Origin of the sequence: Spirosoma sp. KNUC1025, assembly GCF_045160025.1 — a bacterium.
In the GTDB taxonomy this organism is placed as follows: Bacteria; Bacteroidota; Bacteroidia; order Cytophagales; family Spirosomataceae; genus Spirosoma.
This window is the reverse complement of the sequence record NZ_CP087139.1, coordinates 682,284-702,202: the sequence shown is the minus strand read 5'-3', so window position 1 is coordinate 702,202 and position 19,919 is coordinate 682,284. Positions and strand designations below refer to the sequence as shown.

The 19,919-nt window shown below is 46.6% G+C and carries 16 protein-coding genes and 1 pseudogene; all 17 read left to right on the top strand.

The features are described 5' to 3' along the window. Nucleotide 1: 1 nt before the first annotated feature. The 17 genes and pseudogenes from obgE (at nt 2) to LN737_RS03005 (ending at nt 19,918) form a co-directional block, all read left to right on the top strand. Complete coding sequence (gene obgE / locus LN737_RS03085; protein ID WP_405516123.1) at nt 2-1,006, top strand: GTPase ObgE; 1,005 nt, start codon at nt 2-4, stop codon at nt 1,004-1,006. A 57-nt stretch (nt 1,007-1,063) separates the two neighbouring features. Further along, nucleotides 1,064-4,036 carry a T9SS type A sorting domain-containing protein gene (locus LN737_RS03080; RefSeq protein ID WP_405516121.1) on the top strand — a complete coding sequence of 991 codons (2,973 nt, stop codon included), beginning with the start codon at nt 1,064-1,066 and terminating at the stop codon, nt 4,034-4,036. Nucleotides 4,037-4,213: 177 nt separating this feature from the next. Next, complete coding sequence (locus LN737_RS03075) at nt 4,214-6,391, top strand: T9SS type A sorting domain-containing protein (RefSeq protein ID WP_405516119.1); 2,178 nt, start codon at nt 4,214-4,216, stop codon at nt 6,389-6,391. Between the two features lie 178 nt (nt 6,392-6,569). Further along, a complete protein-coding gene (locus LN737_RS03070; protein WP_405516118.1) occupies nt 6,570-6,941 on the top strand; it encodes an NADH-quinone oxidoreductase subunit A in 372 nt (123 codons plus the stop codon). A 62-nt stretch (nt 6,942-7,003) separates the two neighbouring features. Continuing rightward, on the top strand, nt 7,004-7,549 hold the full coding sequence (locus tag LN737_RS03065) for an NADH-quinone oxidoreductase subunit B (protein ID WP_405516116.1): 546 nt from the start codon (nt 7,004-7,006) through the stop codon (nt 7,547-7,549). Between the two features lie 94 nt (nt 7,550-7,643). After that, nucleotides 7,644-8,144 carry an NADH-quinone oxidoreductase subunit C gene (locus LN737_RS03060; RefSeq protein WP_405516115.1) on the top strand — a complete coding sequence of 167 codons (501 nt, stop codon included), beginning with the start codon at nt 7,644-7,646 and terminating at the stop codon, nt 8,142-8,144. 81 nt (nt 8,145-8,225) lie between these two features. After that, on the top strand, nt 8,226-9,458 hold the full coding sequence (gene nuoD / locus LN737_RS03055; RefSeq protein WP_405516113.1) for an NADH dehydrogenase (quinone) subunit D: 1,233 nt from the start codon (nt 8,226-8,228) through the stop codon (nt 9,456-9,458). Between the two features lie 15 nt (nt 9,459-9,473). Next, nucleotides 9,474-9,975, top strand: a pseudogene (nuoE, locus tag LN737_RS03050) (NADH-quinone oxidoreductase subunit NuoE). A 6-nt stretch (nt 9,976-9,981) separates the two neighbouring features. Then, complete coding sequence (nuoF, locus tag LN737_RS03045; protein WP_405516111.1) at nt 9,982-11,322, top strand: NADH-quinone oxidoreductase subunit NuoF; 1,341 nt, start codon at nt 9,982-9,984, stop codon at nt 11,320-11,322. 67 nt (nt 11,323-11,389) lie between these two features. After that, nucleotides 11,390-12,475 carry a 2Fe-2S iron-sulfur cluster-binding protein gene (locus LN737_RS03040; RefSeq protein WP_405516108.1) on the top strand — a complete coding sequence of 362 codons (1,086 nt, stop codon included), beginning with the start codon at nt 11,390-11,392 and terminating at the stop codon, nt 12,473-12,475. A gap of 94 nt (nt 12,476-12,569) precedes the next feature. Further along, nucleotides 12,570-13,739: an NADH-quinone oxidoreductase subunit NuoH gene (nuoH, locus tag LN737_RS03035; RefSeq protein WP_405516107.1), complete on the top strand. Its 1,170-nt coding sequence runs from the start codon at nt 12,570-12,572 to the stop codon at nt 13,737-13,739. A 71-nt stretch (nt 13,740-13,810) separates the two neighbouring features. Beyond that, nucleotides 13,811-14,377 (top strand): NADH-quinone oxidoreductase subunit I, encoded by a 567-nt coding sequence (locus LN737_RS03030; protein WP_405516104.1) that lies wholly within the window; start codon nt 13,811-13,813, stop codon nt 14,375-14,377. A 94-nt stretch (nt 14,378-14,471) separates the two neighbouring features. Then, complete coding sequence (locus tag LN737_RS03025) at nt 14,472-15,029, top strand: NADH-quinone oxidoreductase subunit J (protein WP_405516102.1); 558 nt, start codon at nt 14,472-14,474, stop codon at nt 15,027-15,029. A gap of 98 nt (nt 15,030-15,127) precedes the next feature. Further along, nucleotides 15,128-16,006 (top strand): PHB depolymerase family esterase, encoded by an 879-nt coding sequence (locus tag LN737_RS03020; RefSeq protein ID WP_405516100.1) that lies wholly within the window; start codon nt 15,128-15,130, stop codon nt 16,004-16,006. Nucleotides 16,007-16,132: 126 nt separating this feature from the next. Further along, nucleotides 16,133-17,311 carry an acetyl-CoA C-acyltransferase gene (locus LN737_RS03015; RefSeq protein ID WP_405516098.1) on the top strand — a complete coding sequence of 393 codons (1,179 nt, stop codon included), beginning with the start codon at nt 16,133-16,135 and terminating at the stop codon, nt 17,309-17,311. 175 nt (nt 17,312-17,486) lie between these two features. Beyond that, a complete protein-coding gene (locus LN737_RS03010) occupies nt 17,487-19,298 on the top strand; it encodes an acyl-CoA dehydrogenase family protein (RefSeq protein ID WP_405516096.1) in 1,812 nt (603 codons plus the stop codon). Between the two features lie 134 nt (nt 19,299-19,432). Next, nucleotides 19,433-19,918 carry a GyrI-like domain-containing protein gene (locus tag LN737_RS03005; RefSeq protein WP_405516093.1) on the top strand — a complete coding sequence of 162 codons (486 nt, stop codon included), beginning with the start codon at nt 19,433-19,435 and terminating at the stop codon, nt 19,916-19,918. The last annotated feature ends 1 nt before the right edge of the window (nt 19,919 follow it).

Below are 19,919 nucleotides of genomic sequence, written 5' to 3'. Positions count from 1 at the left end.
TATGGCTTCATCAAATTTTATTGACTACGTAAAAATAAATTGCCGCTCAGGCGCAGGTGGAGCTGGTTCTGTTCACTTCCGAAGGGAGAAACATACACCAAAAGGTGGACCCGATGGTGGCGATGGTGGCCGGGGAGGGCACATAATTCTGCGCGGAAATGCGCAGCTCTGGACACTATTGCATTTAAAATACCGGAAGCACGTTAAGGCCGAGAATGGAGTTGCAGGCGAAGGTGGCCGACGTAGTGGTGCACAAGGCGAAGATGTAATCCTGGAAGTACCGCTCGGTACAATTGCCCGACAACCGGACTCAGGCGAAAAATTAGCCGAAATCATTGAAGATGGTCAGGAAATCATTCTGCTGCCAGGTGGCCGGGGTGGTTTAGGCAATGATCATTTTAAAACATCAACTCAGCAAGCCCCTTATTACGCTCAGCCAGGTGAACCAGGCTTAGAGGAATGGATTGTACTGGAGTTGAAACTTCTGGCTGATGTAGGGTTGGTGGGCTTCCCTAACGCGGGCAAATCGACCTTACTATCTGTCCTGTCGGCCGCGCGCCCTGAAATTGCTGACTACCCCTTTACAACCCTTGTCCCCAATTTAGGGGTCGTATCATATAGAGATTATAAATCATTTGTTATAGCCGACATACCAGGTATAATTGAAGGAGCGTCGGAGGGAAAGGGATTGGGTTTGCGGTTTCTACGGCATATTGAACGCAACTCGGTACTTTTATTTCTGATTCCGGCAAATTCTGAAGATATACGGAAGGAATATAATACGTTATTGAATGAGCTACGCGAGTTCAATCCAGAGCTAATGGATAAGAGCCGCTTGCTAGCGATTACTAAGATTGATCTGGTGGATGATGACACGCTGGCTCAAATTAAAACGTATTTACCTAAGAAAATACCTGTAGCCTTTATTTCGTCGGTTAGCCAGAAAGGTTTAACCGAATTAAAAGATATTATCTGGCAGAGTCTGAATGCTTCACTGCCAGCCTAACCTACTGTTTTAGAACGATAATGATCAAACTATTTACCGGTCTCTTTTTTAACCATTATGAACGCTTATGCCAGGGCTTCTAAAATAATAGGCTTTTTATTACTTCCTCTAGTTACACTCGCCCAGATCCAAGTTTCATTTCCTACAAGCCGAGCTGTCTTTCAACGAGATAAATCAAACCAGGCAACCATTCGAATTACCGGTTATTACACAAATGCTCTTACCCGAATAGAGGCCCGCTTACAGGCCCGCGACGGGCAAGGCGTATCAACGGATTGGCGTACAATTCAGGATAACGCTACTGGTGGTGTATATGCTGGCGATATAAGTGGTAATGGCGGTTGGTATAATCTTGAAGTACGGGGTATGAATGGCAGCCAACAGGTTGGCAACACAACAACAATTGAACGGGTTGGTATCGGTGAAGTATTTATAATTGCCGGACAGTCAAACGGGCAGGGTATCCATCAAAGCTCCCCTAACCCAGGTAACGACCGGGTGAATTGTGTGAACTATCAATACCCGGGTGATGGTTTTCCGAACGATCCACCAACGCCTGTATTTACCAAGCTTGACAATTCTCCCGGGTTTATTATTTCACCACGGGGTGTCGGGAGTTGGTGCTGGGGGCAATTAGGCGATCTTCTGGTTAACCGACTGAACGTACCGGTTATGTTTTTTAATGCGGCATTCAGTGGTACGCCGGTTCAAAACTGGCGTCAGAGTGCCCCTGAAGGAGGTATCGCGTACAGCGTTTACAACGGGCAGCCTTATCCACCCCGCCAACCGTACATTAACCTTAAAATAGCGCTACAATTCTATGCCAACGTATTGGGTGTTCGGGCAGTACTCTGGCATCAGGGAGAAGCCGACAATTTGCTGAACACGCCTACTGGTCAGTACGTAAGTGATCTGCAATATGTAATCAATCAGGCGCGTAAGGATTATAATCGTAATATGTCCTGGGTGGTGGCGCGGGCTAGTTACGGCGATTTTTTAGGCGGGTCAGATCCGGCAGTTACAGGCGCACAGGATGTTGTAATAAACTCGACCGGAAATGTATTTGCTGGTCCAAATACAGATGGTATCCAGATACCCCGTAAACGACCCCCGCTTTTTGATGTTGATGGACTGCACTTCGATTATGATGGCCTTGTTGAGGTGGCAAATGCGTGGAATACCAGCCTGAACGATTCGTTTTTTTCTAATTCAAATCCTGTAAGCCCATCCCCTTCACCAACCATTTCAGTAGCCTGTGCCGGAAGTAATAATTTAAGAATCACGGTAAATGGTGCGTATTCAAGTGTGCAGTGGGAGTCTGGAGAATCAGGAAATACAATTACTAAGGGAGGAGGGACATATCGGGCTAAAGTTAAAGACAACTTAGGAAATACGTTTTTTACGTCGCAGGTGAACGTGCCGAGTTTAGTTGCCGCCGTTGCGGATAATGGTCTGCCCTACGTTTGCGCAGGCAACAGCTTAAACCTAACCACAAACTACTCTGACGTAACGTGGATAAACCAGCAGAATAACACGACGGTCTCAAATTCGCAGACATTTTCCACAAATTTAGAAGGGTCATACTACGTTCGTTATCGGGATGTGAGTGGTTGTGATTTTACGTCAAATGTTCTGAATGTATCGGTTAAACCACTACCCGGTACTCCTTCAATTTTAAATGACAAACCGACTACATTCTGTCAGGGCGACAATACAATTCTCCGCACGGAGACCGACAATGTCCGCTATAACTGGAGTGATGGGCAGCAAAATAAAAGCGTTAGTATCGGTAATTCAGGCGCTTACTATCTGACGGTGACTGACCAGTTTGGCTGTACGTCAGCTCGCTCCAATATTATCAACGTAACGGCAAATCCGGTACCAGTAAAGCCTGTTATTACAGCTAACGGCCCAACCACGTTTTGTGCGGACCGTAACGTAACCCTGACGGCACCGCAAAATGTATCGTATCAATGGACAAGTGGGCAAACTGGTCAGAGCATTACAATTAATGAGTCTGGTAATTTTGCCGTTCGTACGACCAATCAATTTGGTTGTACATCAGTACAATCAGATATAGTCGCTATTAAAGTGAATCCGTTACCTCCTTCGCCAGCGGTCTCAGCGAGTGGAGCTACCACGTTTTGCGAAGGCAATCAGGTAACCTTGACGGCGAGTAGCTTACTCGATGTAGTGTGGTCGAGCGGCCAAAGCGAAAAGAATATCGTTGTCACTTCTTCCGGCAACTATGCCGCACAGGCGCGCGACCAGATTGGTTGTCTTTCACCCTACTCAACCATTATCGCCGTAAAAGTCAATCCATTGCCCGCTACGCCGACAATTCTGGCAAATCCTGACCGTATTATTTGTGATGAAAGCCAGGTTGCGCTACGAGTAGAAGGGCCCTATACTGTTTTCTGGAGTACAGGCGACTCTACTCAACGTATCACGACTGGTTCAGCCGGTACGTATACGGCAAAAGTTCGTGATGTGAACGGGTGTATATCCGCTCAGGCTGGAAGTATAGCTGTTGAACTAAGGCCGCTACCTGATCCGCCTACCATCAATATTATTGGTACGTATACCCTTGAAGCAATCAGTTCGTCTAATGGCACTCAGTTTCGCTGGTATCGGGGAACAGATTCGCTGGCGTTTCAGACGGCTATTATAAAAGCTAATCAGTCTGGCACCTATACAGCCCGATCATCTACCATTTATTCGCCAATACTAACTTGCTTTTCTCATCCATCTGCTCCGCTTTCGTTTACAATTGATCTGAGTAATCGCGGGCTAAGTGTTTATCCAAATCCAAATCCTAATAAAATTGTAATCCTCGAGACTCAGGATAATCTGGTTAATGCAACGATAACGCTTTTCACGCTAACTGGTCAGCAGGTTTTTACGACAACTGTTCCATCGTTTGATGAACGGAAGCAGCTTGTGCTAAGCGGATTACCTTCCGGCTCTTATTTGCTACGTGTACAATCGGCAGATTTTGACGTTTCGAAGCGAATTCTGCTTGGATTGTAATATTAATTTCGTGTATACCGTTTAATCTAAGAAAATAGCCTTAATATTGCACTTTACCGGGAAAGTCACTTAACGCGAAATTAATGCGGCAAAGGTGATTAAGGGTTGTCTGGGCTTTTTGGATGAGTTCCTCATAGTCGCGTAAGAGGCCAGAAGCGGATTATTGATCATTAAAAAATGAAGAACAATTATCTTTTATTACGTCTGTTTGTGCTCGGCCTGGCCGTTGGCAACTTGCCGGTGTCGGCTCAGAGTACTCAGGCAGTTAAAATTACTTATCCAGAAAGTCGGGCGATTTTTCAGCGGGAAAACGATAATACCAGTACAATATATTTATCGGGAAGTGTCTATCAGCCCACCGACAGTGTTCAGGCTCGTGTTCAGGCTGAAGAAGACGGGCAGGGATTCAATACGAACTGGATTACAATTCAGCGAAACCCACAGGGCGGAATTTTTCAAGGTGCCTTAAAAGCACGGGGAGGCTGGTACCGTCTGGAAGTGCAGAGTTTTGCAGGTGGTAAAGTAATAGGAAGCGACGTTATTCGTAAGGTTGGTATCGGAGAAGTATTCATTATCACGGGGCAATCCAACGCACAGGGCTTTCTGAACTATGGCGCTTTAGGCGCTGCGGAAGACCGGGTCAACTGTGTTACTTATGACAATACAACGGCCAATTCACTAAATGATCCACCTGCGCCTACATTTCAGCAATTAAGTGCCAACTCATTAATTGGGCCACGCGGCCAAGGTGCCTGGTGTTGGGGCGTGTTGGGTGATCTGCTTGTCAAACAATATAATGTTCCCGTGCTGTTCATTAATACGTCCTGGGCGGGTACCACAATTAACAACTGGGCAGAAAGCTCAAACGGTCAAATCACCAAGAACATCTTTGCGATAGGTACACCAAATGAGAACTTCCCTCAGGGCATGCCTTATGCCAATTTAGTAATCGCACTACGTTATTATTGCTCACTCCAGGGGCTGCGTGCTGTTCTTTGGCAACAGGGTGAAACGGATAACGTTCCGTTGCACTCCACTCGGAAAGCCTATGGCGATGCCATGCAGTACATTGTCAACAAAACCCGTGCTGATACAGATCGTTATCCTGCCTGGGTTTTAGCCAGATCCTCTTATAACCTGGGTGAGGTTAGCCAGGATGTAATTCAAGCTCAAAATGACGTAATTAATACATATAACAACAATGTATTTGCAGGTCCTTTTACGGATAATATCCAGATTCCGCGGTTTGACGATGTGCACTTTGGTAACAGACCAACCAATAATCCCGGTGATAAAGGGCTAAACGATTTAGGGCAGGCATGGTATCAAAGCCTTAACGCCGTATTTTTTGCCAGTTCGCGCCCGTTGCCGCCCTTGCCATCGCCAACGCTTAGTGTTGCCTGCGCTACTACGAATAATAGCCTTACAGTAAGCCTGCCGAGTCTTTATAAATCATATACTTGGAATTCTGGCCAGACTACACAGAATATCACCGTCACACAACCGGGTGTTTACCGCGCTACGCTGAAAGATAGAACGGGCAACACCTATCTGTCGCCAATAATTGATGTGCAGAGCCCTATTCAGCCCATAACGCCGACAATTTCTCTGGCCAGTAATCCAAACAGCGTAGCGGCTCAACAGCAACAAATCTGTGCGGATTCAAGCCTGGCGCTGATTGCCAATACCTCAGCAAACAGCATAGGTACCTGGTCAAGTGATTCAAGTACCAGCATCGGCCGGACGTTGACTGCCAGAAAGGCCGGTACTTACTCGTTACGGGCACAAAACGTTTATGGCTGTAAATCCGCTCAGTCGTCGACGATAAGTTTAACGATACGACCAAAAGTGCCTACGCCAAGTGTTGAACAGATTGGAGCTTATTCATTACAGGCTGTATTGCCAGCTCCAACAGGTGGCCAGCCTGATCTATTCGACTGGCGCAGGGGCGGAGAAACAATTTCGCAAAACAGCGCAGTTATTAAAGTAGTTGTTTCGGCAAATTATTCTGCACGTACCAAAACTACGTTCACCATAAATAACAACTCCAGTTTAACCTGTTATTCAGACTTCAGCGCACCTAAACTCTTTACGTTCGATCAGTCAAATGGGGGCTTAAGTATCTATCCAAACCCATCTACGAATGGCCAGGTAACGATTGAAACGCTCGAAGACCTGCAAAACGCGGATGTGGATGTATTCTCCTTAAGCGGACAGCTACTCCTTTCCAGACAGGGCGTTTCGTTTAGCGAACGTAAAGTACTTGATCTGACAGGTTTATCGCAAGGCGTGTATCTGATTCGCGTACGGTCGGCTGGTTTCGATATTTCCCGACGTGTTATTGTCAATCGTTAGTACGTTGTTCATATTCCTAGCAGAAGCCTTTCCTTACCGAAAGGCTTCTGTTGTTTTAGGACAGTTGGTTTCAATAATTGATTTTTGAGCGTATATTTGATGTATAGCAATGACAACTAACTATCGCGCGTCTATTGGTTTTATCGCTACCTTTGCGCCGATATTCTCAACCTAATCTATGAACGCAACCTACGTACCGGCCGATTACCTGCCGGTGTTAATTCAGCTCGGTCTGGCACTCGGGTTTATTGTGACCACAATGCTTGTCACCCATGCCATTGGACCAAAGCGACATAGTCAGAAAAAAGATGATCCGTTCGAATGCGGAATTCCAGTTCAGGGCGATGCCCGTACACCGATTTCTATCAAGTATTTTCTGATTGCTATCCTGTTCGTTCTTTTTGACGTGGAAGTGATCTTCTTATACCCTTGGGCCGTCAATTTTAAGGGATTAGGGATGACAGGATTTATTGAGATGGTTTTGTTTATGGGTCTACTGCTGGCTGGCTTTTACTACATCATCCGCAAGGGTGTATTGAAGTGGGAATAAGCCTCTTTAATGAATTATAGAGTAGATTTATTCGTTGTTAAATTAAGCAAACACAACGTTTTATGGCATCTGATATTAAGTTGGCTGAGGCACCAGCGAGTTACGACGGTCCAGGTTTTTCGGCCACTTCTTTTGATAAAATAATTGGGCTGGCTCGAGCTAATTCGCTCTGGCCATTGCCATTCGCCACATCCTGCTGTGGTATTGAGTTTATGTCGACAATGGCATCGACGTATGATCTGGCTCGATTTGGCTCTGAACGTCCTAGCTTTTCACCACGACAGGCTGATATGCTACTTGTAGCAGGGACAATCGCTAAAAAAATGGGTCCGGTTGTAAAACAAGTGTATTTGCAGATGGCCGAACCCCGTTGGGTCATTGCTATTGGCGCCTGTGCTTCAAGTGGGGGTATTTTCGATACATACAGCGTACTACAGGGTATTGATCGCATCATACCTGTCGATGTATACGTACCTGGTTGTCCTCCGCGCCCTGAACAGATTCTGGATGGCGTGATGCAGGTTCAGGAATTAGCTAAAAACGAGTCGTTACGTCGTCGTAACACCGAAGAATACCAGAAGTTACTGAATTCATATAACATTCAATAAGCATAATGAGTGAATGTTGAAGCGGCTTAATGCTTCGTTAATAAGCCATTTTTAGCATTCACTCATTCGTTATTCACTCATTCACGAATTGACAATGCTGACCAACGAAGAAGTTGCGCAGACAATTATCAACCAGTTTGGCGAGGCCGTTACCGACTTCGATGACCCTTATAATCTGTTGACGTTCTCAACCAGCCGTGAGCAGATTATTCCGCTAGTCACATTCCTGAAAAACCACGCAACTTTACAGGTTGGCTTTCTGACAGATATTACGGCCATTCATTATCCTGATTCAGTCGGCAGGGAATTTTGTGTTGTATATCACTTGCATAGCCTGACAAATAATCTTCGATTGCGGGTGAAGGTTTACCTAACTGCCGATGACGTTCACATTCCAACGTTGATTAGCCTTTTTGCCAGTGCAAACTGGATGGAGCGCGAAACGTTTGATTTGTTCGGCATTATCTTCGATGGTCACCCGGATTTGCGTCGGATATTGAATATGGAGGAAATGGATTACCACCCAATGCGCAAAGAGTATCCTCTTGAAGATTCTACACGGGAAGATAAAATTGACGCTTTGTTTGGACGATAAATACTGGTGAAAGAGCGAACGAGTGACTAAGCGACCAAGCCTTGCCACTTTTTTACTCTTTCGCTTTTTCGCTCTTTAAATATGGTTTCTGAAGAACTCGACATAGCTAATAAAAACTTACCAGCCGAACAAGGTCCGGTACAGTACGTCAATGAGCTAACCACGCTTAACCTCGGCCCAACGCACCCCGCAACACATGGTATTTTCCAGAACGTACTGCAAATGGACGGGGAAAAGATTGTGTCGGGCGAACAGACTATCGGCTACATTCACCGGGCGTTTGAGAAAATAGCGGAACGTCGCCCGTTTTACCAGATAACGACGCTAACTGACCGGATGAACTACTGCTCGTCGCCCATCAACAACATGGGATGGCACATGACGGTAGAAAAATTGCTGGGTATTGAGATTCCAAAGAGAGCCCAATACATCCGCGTCATTATGATGGAATTGGCCCGACTGGCCGATCACCTGATTTGCAACGGTATTCTGGGTGTAGATACAGGTGCTTTTACCGGCTTTTTATACATATACCAGGAGCGGGAAAACATCTATGAAATTTATGAGGAAGTCTGTGGTGCCCGCCTGACAACGAATATGGGCCGCATTGGCGGTATGGAGCGCGATCTTTCTCCAACGGCTATTCGCAAGATCAAGGAATTACTGGTACGTTTCCCGAAAGTGTTACGTGAGTTTGAAAATTTATTCAACCGCAACCGCATTTTCATGGATCGTGTAATCGGTGTCGGCGGTATCTCCGCAGAACGGGCGCTGAGCTACGGTTTTACGGGACCAAACCTGCGGGCAGCCGGTGTCGATTACGACGTACGGGTCATGAATCCCTACTCATCGTACGAAGATTTTGAATTCGATATTCCTGTCGGACAAAGTGGGGATACATACGACCGGTTTATGGTTCGGAACGAGGAGATGTGGCAAAGTCTGAGAATTATTCAGCAGGCTATCGATAATCTTCCTGAAGGTTCTCACTACGCTGATGCTCCTCAGTATTATTTGCCTCCAAAGGAGGAAGTTTATAAAAATATGGAAGCGCTCATCTATCACTTTAAAATTGTGATGGGCGAAATTGATGCCCCGGTCGGTGAAGTGTATCATGCCGTTGAGGGTGGAAATGGGGAGTTGGGCTTCTACCTGATTAGTGATGGTGGTCGTGCGCCTTACCGGTTGCATTTCCGTCGTCCATGTTTCATTTATTACCAGGCTTATCCAGAAATGTGTAAAGGCCTGACGTTGTCTGACGCCATTGTGATTATGAGTAGCATGAACGTAATTGCCGGTGAGCTGGACGCATAAAACCTGCCGAAACTTATGACATCAGAGACAAATAATTCTGCTGTACAATTCACGCCTGAGCGTCAGACCAAAGCAAAGGAAATTATTGCCCGCTACCCTGAAGGCAAACAAAAATCAGCTTTATTGCCGCTGCTCCACCTGTTGCAGGAGCAGGAGGGTTGGACAAGCCCGGAAGGAATGGATTACGTTGCCCGGATGCTGGATATTCAGCCAATTGAGGTATATGAAGTGGCAACGTTCTATACCATGTACCACCTCGATCCGGTTGGTAAGCATGTTATTGAGTACTGCCGCACAGGACCTTGTTGCTTAATGGGGGGAGGAAGTGTATGCGCACCTGAAACAACGGTTAGGCATTGATGCCGGACAAACAACCGTAGATGGGCAGTTCACCCTCAAAGAAGTAGAATGTCTGGCCGCTTGTGGTATGGGACCTGTATTCCAGATTCGGGAGAAATACTACATGAACCTAACCAATGAGCGCGTCGACGAAATCATTGACGAGTTATCGAAATAACGCACAATGGCTACAAAGATATTAACTGAGCATATTAATGTTCCCGGCATCGAAAGCTTCGATGTGTATCGGAAGCAGGGTGGCTATACGGCTGTTGAAAAAGCCTTAAAGACAATGACGCCCGAAGCCATTGTTGAGGAAGTAAAAAAGGCAGGCGTTCGCGGACGGGGCGGGGCCGGTTTCCCAATGGGTATGAAATGGAGCTTTCTGGCCAAACCTGAAGGCGTTCCCCGTTACCTGGTCTGCAATGCCGACGAATCGGAGCCCGGTACGTTCAAAGACCATTACCTGATGAAGAACATTCCCCATCTGCTGATTGAGGGTATGATTATTTCATCGTTTGCACTGGGTGCCAATAAGTCCTTCATCTACGTACGTGGTGAGTTGATGTACGTAATCCACATCCTCGAAAAAGCCATTGCTGAAGCAAAGGCAAAAGGCTTTTTGGGGAAAAATATTTTGGGTAGCGGTTATGACCTTGAGTTGGTGGTTCAGCCTGGAGGTGGTGCTTATATCTGTGGTGAAGAAACGGCACTTCTTGAATCATTGGAAGGAAAACGGGGTAACCCACGTAATAAACCACCGTTCCCCGCTGTAAAAGGTTTATATCAATGCCCAACCGTTGTGAATAACGTTGAGTCGATCGCTACAACGGCGTGGATTGTTAATAATGGTGGTGATGCTTATGCCGCTATTGGTATTGGCCGAAGTACAGGTACTAAGCTGATCTCAGCGTCTGGACATATTAATAAGCCCGGCGTCTACGAAATTGAGCTTGGCGTGCCGGTTGAAGATTTTATCTATGCTGATGAATGGTGCGGTGGTATCCGTACTGGTCACAAATTCAAAGCGCTGGTTGCTGGCGGTTCATCTGTTCCCATCTTACCGGCTAATCTGGCATTAACCCTGGCTAATGGCGAGAAGCGTCTGATGTCATACGAATCGTTGTCGGATGGCGGTTTTGCAACGGGAACTATGCTAGGCTCAGGCGGCTTCATCGTGTTCGACGAAACATCCTGTATTGTGCGAAATACGTGGAATTTTTCGCGGTTCTACCACCACGAATCCTGCGGGCAGTGCAGTCCCTGTCGGGAAGGAACGGGCTGGATGGAGAAAGTTCTGCATCGCATCGAGTACGGCCATGGCCATCAACAGGATATCGATTTGCTGGTCGACGTTTCTAAAAAAATTGAAGGGAATACCATTTGCCCGCTTGGTGATGCTGCTGCCTGGCCGGTTGCCAGCGCTATACGCCATTTCCGCGAGGAGTTTCAGTGGCATATTGATCACCCTGCCGAAGCTACACAACCGGGTGCCGTTTATCGGGGCGAAATGGCCTTAGTGTAATGCAATATGGCTGAAAAGCCGTGCTAACTACTAAATTGAGTTGCGGTGAATAACCGCACTACGCTATATGGAAGACGTAAAGCCGCAATTATTAAAAGTCACGATTGACGGAATAGAAGTTGAGGTAGAGCCGGGTACTACCATTTTGCAGGCTGCTCGTAAGATCGGTCCTGCGGTGGCTCCACCGGCTATGTGTTACTACCAGCCGCTTAAAGGAAGCGGTGGAAAATGCCGGGCCTGTTTGGTTCGGGTTGCGGCCGGGTCAACTAAAGATCCACGCCCAATGCCTAAGCTTGTGGCATCCTGCCTGACGGCTGTGCAGGACGGTATGATCGTCGAAAATGAAACAAGCCCACAGGTTATCGACGCTCGTAACGGCGTAGTCGAGTTTCTGTTATTAAATCACCCACTCGATTGTCCGGTTTGCGATCAGGCCGGTGAGTGCGATCTTCAAAACTTTGCGTTCGATCACGGAAAGGCCACAACTCGCTATGAGGAAGAACGCCGGACCTTCGAAAAGCAGGATATTGGCCCTTACATCCAACTGCATATGACGCGATGCATTTTATGCTACCGTTGTGTGTATACAGCTGATCAGATCACAAATAAGCGTGTACATGGGGTGCTTGGCCGCGGAGATGCGTCCGAAATCGGAACGTATATCGAGAAAGCGATTGACAACGATTTTTCCGGAAACGTCATTGATGTATGCCCGGTTGGCGCTTTGACCGATAAGACGTATCGTTTCAAAAACCGTGTGTGGTTTACCAAACCGGTTGACGCTCACCGCGATTGTCCAACCTGCTCAGGTAAAGTTACGCTCTGGTATCGGGGCGATGACGTCATCCGGGTGACGGCTCGTAAAAACGAATGGAATGAAGTGGAAGAATTCATTTGCAATACGTGCCGCTTCGAGAAAAAGAAAACCAGTGATTGGGTCATTGAAGGGCCAACGAAAATATCGCGTAGTTCGGTAATTTCGGCCAACAAATACCGGGCGGATACTATTAAACCTAGTTTTGGTCAACGATTGGCTGCTGCCGAATACAAGGAAATTGATGATGAGCGCGATACGTCGCAGTTGGGTATTCAGCAGTTAGCGCCGGAGCGCTTTGCCAAGGTACTGCCTTCCGCATTGGAACCCGAGCCTTAAATAGTTATAGGGAGTGGAGCAACGAATTATTAAGTTACTCTGCTTTTACCCGAACGATCTTATTGGTTGACTTTACAACCTTACAACTCAGAAAATGGACTTAACCATATTGACCGTAAAAGGATTAATTATCCTCATCATATTCGCGGTAACACTTGGTATTGCAGCTTATTCTACCTACGCTGAGCGAAAGGTGGCGGCTTTTTTGCAGGACCGGATTGGACCAAACCGGGCAGGCCCATGGGGACTGCTTCAACCCATTGCCGATGCGGGTAAAATGTTCTTTAAAGAAGACTTTATTCCTTCCCAGGCCAGCAAGTGGCTATTTATTCTTGGCCCGTGCTTGGCTATGTTAACAGCCCTGATGTCGAGTGCTGTTATCCCGTTTAGCGACAGTATCCGCTTTGCCTGGAATAATATTAATTATGACGTACCGTTTCAGGCCATCGAGATTAATATTGGTGTTCTTTACATCTTTGGGGTTGTATCCTTAGGTGTTTATGGCATCATGGTGGGTGGCTGGGCTTCCAATAATAAGTTTTCTCTTTTGGGCGCTATCCGGGCTGCGTCGCAGAATATCAGCTATGAAATTGCGCTTGGGTTATCACTAATCGCAATCCTGATGATGACAGGTTCATTATCATTGCGTGCTATTATTAATGAGCAGGCTAGCTTCTTTGAATGGAATGTCTTTACACAGCCACTCGGCTTCGTTATTTTTCTGACCTGCGCTTTTGCTGAATGCAACCGTACGCCCTTCGATTTGCCTGAGTGTGAAACAGAGCTTGTTGGTGGTTATCACACGGAGTACAGTTCTATGAAGCTTGGCTTTTACCTGTTTGCCGAATACATTAACATGTTCGTGTCATCGGCCTTTATTTCAGCCCTGTACTTCGGCGGCTTCCATTATCCATTTATGAGTCTGGTAAATGGTGCCCTGGAAAACTCGCTGGGACCCGTAACGGGCCATAATATTGCTACGGTTATTAGCCTGATCGTTTTCTTTGGAAAGATCTTCTTTTTTATTTTCTTTTTCATGTGGGTTCGGTGGACGTTGCCCCGTTTCCGTTATGATCAGTTGATGAATTTAGGCTGGAAAACATTCATTCCGCTGGCTATACTAAACGTAGTGATTACAGGCGCAGGTTTGCTGTATAACTTCAAATATGCGAGCTGGCTGATTGCCGTCGTAATGATTGTGTTGGCCGTAATGTCAACGAGTCGCGCTCCCAAGCGTGAGATTGCCCCGCAGCAAAGTGTTTAAACCGTTTATGGTTTACAATAGGCGGTTAGTCGACCGAGAGTGTTGTAAACAGAAACCGTTAACTAAAGAGAATGCAACTAACGAACCGCTCAAAACAAGTCAGCAATAAGGAAATGACGCTGGCAGAGAAGATGTACCTGCCCGCCGTTTTGAGCGGCCTGGCCATCACAATCAGCCACTTTTTCCGGAAAAAGCCGACGATTCAATACCCTGAAGTAAAACGCTACCTAGGGCCAATTTACCGTGGTCACCACGTGCTTAAACGCGACGAGCAAGGGCGCGAACGGTGCACTGCCTGCGGATTATGTGCTGTTGCCTGTCCGGCAGAAGCTATTTCGATGATAGCTGCCGAACGTAAAAAAGGCGAAGAGAACCTGTATCGAGAAGAGAAATATGCGGCTGTGTATGAGATCAATATGCTACGCTGCATATTCTGCGGTCTATGCGAAGAAGCTTGTCCAAAGCAGGCGGTATATCTGCGTCACGACCGTATGGTACCCGTTTTCCAGGAACGCGACGAGGTTATTTACGGGAAAGACCGACTCGTTGAAAAAATGGACGACCGATACGTACGATCTAACAATACTGAAGTAAAAACAACACCAACCGAACCGAGTCTGACGCGGGCCGCTACGTAGTAAAAACGACCATTTCCGAGCATTGAATCATCTCCTGTCGAATCGGCAGGTATGAATAGTAACGACTCTTGATGGCAAAAATGACATCGAATTTATGACTGAGACACTTAATTTCTTTAAAACCCTGACGCCTACCGGTTATTTGTTTCTGGCTTTAACAGCTGTTACGCTGTTTAGCGCCATCGGTGTTGTTACAGCTCGGAACCCGATCTACAGCGTTTTGGCGCTCATTGCTACGTTCTTCTGTCTATCAGGTCATTACGTATTGCTTAATGCTCAGTTTCTGGCAGCCGTAAATATTATTGTGTATGCAGGAGCTATCATGGTGCTTTTTCTCTTCACGATCATGTTTCTGAATTTGCGCAAAGAAGATGAAGAGTCGAAAACAAACCTGACTAAAATGATATCCGTGGTTGTTGGGGGCGTATTGATGGTGATGCTGATTACAATTTTCCGGGCAAAAAGTGCTCAGGTACCAACAGTCAGTAGCCAGACACCATTCGACGCAAAAACGGGTCTTGTCGAAAACTTAGGCCGATTACTGTATAACGATTACATCCTGCCTTTTGAACTAGCGTCTGTGCTCTTTCTGGTAGCCATGGTTGGCGCCGTAATGCTGGGTAAGCGGGAAGCCGGAGATCGCCATTTCTGATCTGTTGGCTGTATGTATTTCATTGACATCTAATTAAGCCGCTCAGTGAGCGGCTTTTTTGTAATTAATATCTGTTTACCCTCAACCCATTCGAACTTATGCGATACCGATTTCTGCTATTCCTGTGTTTTACCTTTTTTGGTGTAAAGATTGCAACAGCGCAAAAAGAGTTATTAACGGATTCTATTCTGGTGGAAGGCCATTATCGGACCTTTCACTTTGTCAAATCGTCGAAGCCAAACGCTATGCTTATTTTTATTCTGCACGGCTCTGGTGGCGATGGGTTAGGTACTCGCAAAGGCGCAGGTAAGCTGGAGGAAAAAATTGACAATGAAAATTTGGTCCTGGTCTATCCGGATGGCTACAAACGATACTGGAATGAATGCCGGAAAACAGCCAATTCGCCGGCTAACCTGGAGAATATTAATGAGAATGCTTTTTTCGAAGGAATGATCACCTACTTCGATAGAAAATACCTGGTCAATACAGATCGTGTGTTTGCTGTTGGTACGTCGGGTGGGGGGCATATGGCGTATAAACTTGCGCTGACTATGCCCGAAAAGTTGCGGGCAGTCACAGCACTGATTGCAAGTCTGCCTGACACCAGCAATATGGACTGCATCGAAAAAAAGGTAGCTCTTCCCGTAATGATCGTAAATGGCACCGACGATACAACCAATCCATACGAGGGTGGCGAAGTAATAACGGGAAAGATCAGCATGGGATTAGTACGTTCGACTGAACGGACATTCCAGTACTGGGCTACGTTGGCAGGGTATACGAAGCCGCCTGTAAAAGAATCATTACCCGACACAGATCCAACTGATAAAAAGACAATCGAACGCTATACATACAAGGAAAAGGGAAAGCCAGAAGTTACGTTGCTGAAAGTTATCGGCGGCCATCACGACTATCCAAACGACATCAATGTGTATCTGGAAGCACTGAATTTTTTCAAACGCCAGGTAAATCCTTAGTACGTTATTGTCGTTTCCCAGAAAAATAGTATGCTTGCATAATAATTTTAGGTATTGTAATTATTCCTTTAATTAAAGGGTTATTATTGTGAATTTTCTGCTTAGTCAGTAATCAACATAACTGTTATGGATGCATACATTGTAGCCGGATACCGTACGGCTGTGGGCAAGGCACCACGGGGAGGGCTTCGTTTTACCCGCCCCGACGATATGGCGGCTGAAGTTATTAAACATTTGTTAGGTCAAGTTCCCAACCTCGATCCGGCTCAGGTTGAGGATCTGATCGTTGGGAATGCTGTACCCGAAGCGGAACAGGGTATGCAAATTGCCCGGTATATTGCCTTACTGTCATTACCTAACAGCGTACCGGGAATGACCATCAATCGCTATTGTGGTTCAGGTCTGGAAGCAATTGCTATTGCCTCCGCAAAAATTCATGCCGGCTTAGCCGACTGCATCATTGCTGGCGGAACGGAATCGATGTCGCTGGTACCGGTGATGGGTTGGAAAACGGCGCTCAACTATGAAATCGCGAAAACACATCCTGATTATTATATTGGCATGGGACTGACTGCCGAGCAAGTCGCGCAGCAGTTTAAAATTAGCCGCGATGCACAGGACGAATTTGCGCTGGAATCGCACGTCAAAGCGCTGGCCGCCCAGAAAGAGGGAAAATTCACCGACGAAATTGTGCCCATCAAGGTTAGCGAAACCTATTTCGATTCAGAAAGCGGTAAGAAAAAAACACGTGACTGGACCGTAACGCAGGATGAAGGCCCTCGTAAGGACACCAGTGCAGACGGTCTGGCAAAACTAAAACCCGTATTTGCCGCCGGTGGGTCAGTAACGGCTGGTAACTCGTCGCAAACCTCGGATGGGGCCGCTTTCGTTATCGTTATGTCCGAGCGCTTGGTAAACGAATTGAATTTACAGCCAATTGCCCGGATGGTATCTTACGCAACAGCTGGCGTTGAGCCAAAAATCATGGGTATTGGTCCAGTAGCGGCTATTCCGATTGCGCTCAAAAAAGCCGGATTGAAACAGGATGATATTGAGCAGATCGAACTCAACGAAGCTTTTGCTGCTCAGTCACTTGCGGTTATCCAGGAGTTAGGATTGGATCGTAGCCGAATTAATCCGAATGGTGGCGCTATTGCGCTGGGGCATGCGCTCGGCTCAACCGGAGCCCGACTGTCTGTACAGCTTCTGAACGAGATGCGACGCCGTAACCAAAAATATGGGATGGTGTCCGCCTGCGTAGGGGGTGGACAGGGGGTTGCCGGAATCTTTGAACGACTGAATTAAAGGGTTTTAGCATGAATTTGAGCTTCCTGAAACTAACGTATTTTCAGGAAGCTTTTTTTTGCAGAAATTTCTGTAGGCAGTCGGTTAAAATATTATTAGTATGCTTGCATACTATTTTTATAATGACGTTCTTTGTTAACGAATTAGTATGCAAGCATAACAAACTCCTCAAAAGATGATTGGTACAGAACCAAAAGCTTCGATTAAAGGTGGTGAGTTTCTGATCAAAGAAACAGATGCCTCTCAAGTCTTTATTCCTGAAGAGTTTACAGAAGAACAACAGATGATCGCGGCTACCTGCCGTGAATTTCTGGAACGTGAAATATGGCCACGGCTGAACGAGATTGATAATGCGAAATCACCCGAGCTGATTTCATCGTTGATGGACAAAGCCGGAGAATTAGGGCTACTGGGTACGTCGGTACCTGAGCAATACGGTGGTTTCGGTACCAACTTCAATACGTCGATGCTGGTAGCTGAAACGACTGGCGCGGGTCACTCGTTCTCGGTTGCGCTATCGGCGCATACGGGTATCGGCACTTTACCCATCGTTTATTACGGTAACGAAGATCAAAAATCGACGTACCTCCCGAAACTGGCGAGTGGCGAATGGAAAGCAGCGTACTGTCTGACAGAGCCTGATTCGGGTTCGGATGCCAACTCTGGTAAAACGAAGGCGGTACTGACCGATGATGGGAAATACTACGTGCTGAATGGTCAGAAGATGTGGATCACGAACGGAGGTTTTGCCGATATATATATCGTTTTCGCTAAAATCGACGAAGGTGGCCAGACTGATAAAAACCTGTCAGCTTTTATCGTTGAGCGTGGTTACGAAGGAATCACCATGAACGAACCGGAGCATAAGATGGGTATTAAGGGCTCCGATACGCGTCAGATTTTCTTCAATGATGTGAAAGTACCCGTCGAAAATCTATTATCCGACAGAGGTAATGGATTCAAGATCGCGGTAAATATCCTGAATATAGGGCGGATTAAATTAGGTATTGCGGCTATTGGTGGCTCTAAGGAGGTTATCAACAACGCAATCCGTTATTCAAACGAGCGTAAGCAGTTCAAAACGCCCATCTCTCAATTTGGGGCTATCAAGCACAAACTGGCTGAAATGGCGCTGAAAGTATATGCCTCCGAAACGGCTTCGTATCGGGCCGGTCAGAATATCGATGATCTGATCGAAGACCTCAAGGCGGAGGGTATTGAAGACGGTGCTGCCAAGTTGAAAGCGCTGGAGCAGTTTGCTATTGAGTGCGCTATCATGAAAGTTCATGGTTCTGAAGTGCTGGATTACGTAGTGGATGAAGGCGTCCAGATTTATGGCGGCATGGGTTATTCGGCCGATGCGCCGATGGATCGTTCGTACCGTGATGCTCGCATCAACCGCATTTTTGAAGGCACAAACGAAATCAACCGGATGCTGATCGTGGATATGCTGCTAAAGCGTGCCATGAAAGGTGAACTGGATTTGATGACGCCAGCGATGGCTGTAGCAAAAGAGATCATGTCGATTCCCGACTTCAATTCGGAAGAAGAGGAAGGCATCTTTATTGCTGAAAAGAAAGTGCTGAAAAATCTGAAGAAAGCTGCTTTAATGGTATCTGGAGCCGCCGTGCAGAAATTCATGATGACGCTTTCTGATGAGCAGGAGATTCTGATGAACGTAGCCGATATGGCTATCGAAATCTACGCGGCTGAATCGGTGTTGCTACGAGTTGAAAAACTGATTGGCATTAAAGGTGAAGAAGCCGTTGCCCTACAAAAACAGATGGCTCTGGTTTATCTGCATGAAGCCGTTGAGAAGGTGAATAACGCTGGCCGTGCCGCCATTACGTCCTTTGCAGAAGGTGACGAACTACGGGGTATGCTGATGGGTTTGAAGCGGTTTACGAAAATTGAACCTATGAACCTGAAAGATGCCCGTCGTCAGATTGCCGACGCTATCATTTCCGAGAATAAATACATTTTCTAAGTACCATCAACAGCTAAATTTCGCGAGCCAGCCCAAAAGGTTGGCTCGTTTGTTTTTTTAGAAAACCCTGCTGACATACGGCTGTCACTACTGGATACGACCTTTGTTACGTTCTTCAGCAACCCCAACAAAACATGACAACACAACTGTCGATTCCAGAAAATGCGTTAGTCGTTAAAGAGACGCAGCCTTTTACCGCACTTACTTTTTCTACACGTGCTACGTTACGTACGCTTGCACAACATGCTCCGGGTGTAGCCGAAAGCCTGCTTCAGGAAGCTAACCGGCTCAAGCTTTCAGTTACCGGCCCTATCCAATGGATTTATACAGGAGTGAATGGCGATGAAACCAATGAATTTCAGCTGGAAATTGCTTTGCCTGTTGGGCAGGCGGGCGAACCGTCCGACGAGTTTTCCTATAACGTTTTTCCCTCGTTTCGGTGCGCTACGTATACCCACAAAGGGCCCTGGAGCGATTTTGGCGCGCTATATGATGCCTTATTTGGGCAGTTTTATCGGGAAGGTTATCAGAACGATGGCTATGTTCGGGAGGTGTATACTGTTGTTGACCTGGTAAACCCGGAGAACTGCCTTACTGAGATTCAGATCGGAATCGCCTAAA

Excerpts from the sequence above, each read along its gene's own strand:
- obgE (WP_405516123.1), top strand. The coding sequence starts at position 2 with ATGGCTTCATCAAATTTTATTGACTACGTAAAAATAAATTGCCGCTCA.
- LN737_RS03080 (WP_405516121.1), top strand. The coding sequence starts at position 1,064 with ATGAACGCTTATGCCAGGGCTTCTAAAATAATAGGCTTTTTATTACTT.
- LN737_RS03075 (WP_405516119.1), top strand. The coding sequence starts at position 4,214 with ATGAAGAACAATTATCTTTTATTACGTCTGTTTGTGCTCGGCCTGGCC.
- LN737_RS03070 (WP_405516118.1), top strand. The coding sequence starts at position 6,570 with ATGAACGCAACCTACGTACCGGCCGATTACCTGCCGGTGTTAATTCAG.
- LN737_RS03065 (WP_405516116.1), top strand. The coding sequence starts at position 7,004 with ATGGCATCTGATATTAAGTTGGCTGAGGCACCAGCGAGTTACGACGGT.
- LN737_RS03060 (WP_405516115.1), top strand. The coding sequence starts at position 7,644 with ATGCTGACCAACGAAGAAGTTGCGCAGACAATTATCAACCAGTTTGGC.
- nuoD (WP_405516113.1), top strand. The coding sequence starts at position 8,226 with ATGGTTTCTGAAGAACTCGACATAGCTAATAAAAACTTACCAGCCGAA.
- nuoF (WP_405516111.1), top strand. The coding sequence starts at position 9,982 with ATGGCTACAAAGATATTAACTGAGCATATTAATGTTCCCGGCATCGAA.
- LN737_RS03040 (WP_405516108.1), top strand. The coding sequence starts at position 11,390 with ATGGAAGACGTAAAGCCGCAATTATTAAAAGTCACGATTGACGGAATA.
- nuoH (WP_405516107.1), top strand. The coding sequence starts at position 12,570 with ATGGACTTAACCATATTGACCGTAAAAGGATTAATTATCCTCATCATA.
- LN737_RS03030 (WP_405516104.1), top strand. The coding sequence starts at position 13,811 with ATGCAACTAACGAACCGCTCAAAACAAGTCAGCAATAAGGAAATGACG.
- LN737_RS03025 (WP_405516102.1), top strand. The coding sequence starts at position 14,472 with ATGACTGAGACACTTAATTTCTTTAAAACCCTGACGCCTACCGGTTAT.
- LN737_RS03020 (WP_405516100.1), top strand. The coding sequence starts at position 15,128 with ATGCGATACCGATTTCTGCTATTCCTGTGTTTTACCTTTTTTGGTGTA.
- LN737_RS03015 (WP_405516098.1), top strand. The coding sequence starts at position 16,133 with ATGGATGCATACATTGTAGCCGGATACCGTACGGCTGTGGGCAAGGCA.
- LN737_RS03010 (WP_405516096.1), top strand. The coding sequence starts at position 17,487 with ATGATTGGTACAGAACCAAAAGCTTCGATTAAAGGTGGTGAGTTTCTG.
- LN737_RS03005 (WP_405516093.1), top strand. The coding sequence starts at position 19,433 with ATGACAACACAACTGTCGATTCCAGAAAATGCGTTAGTCGTTAAAGAG.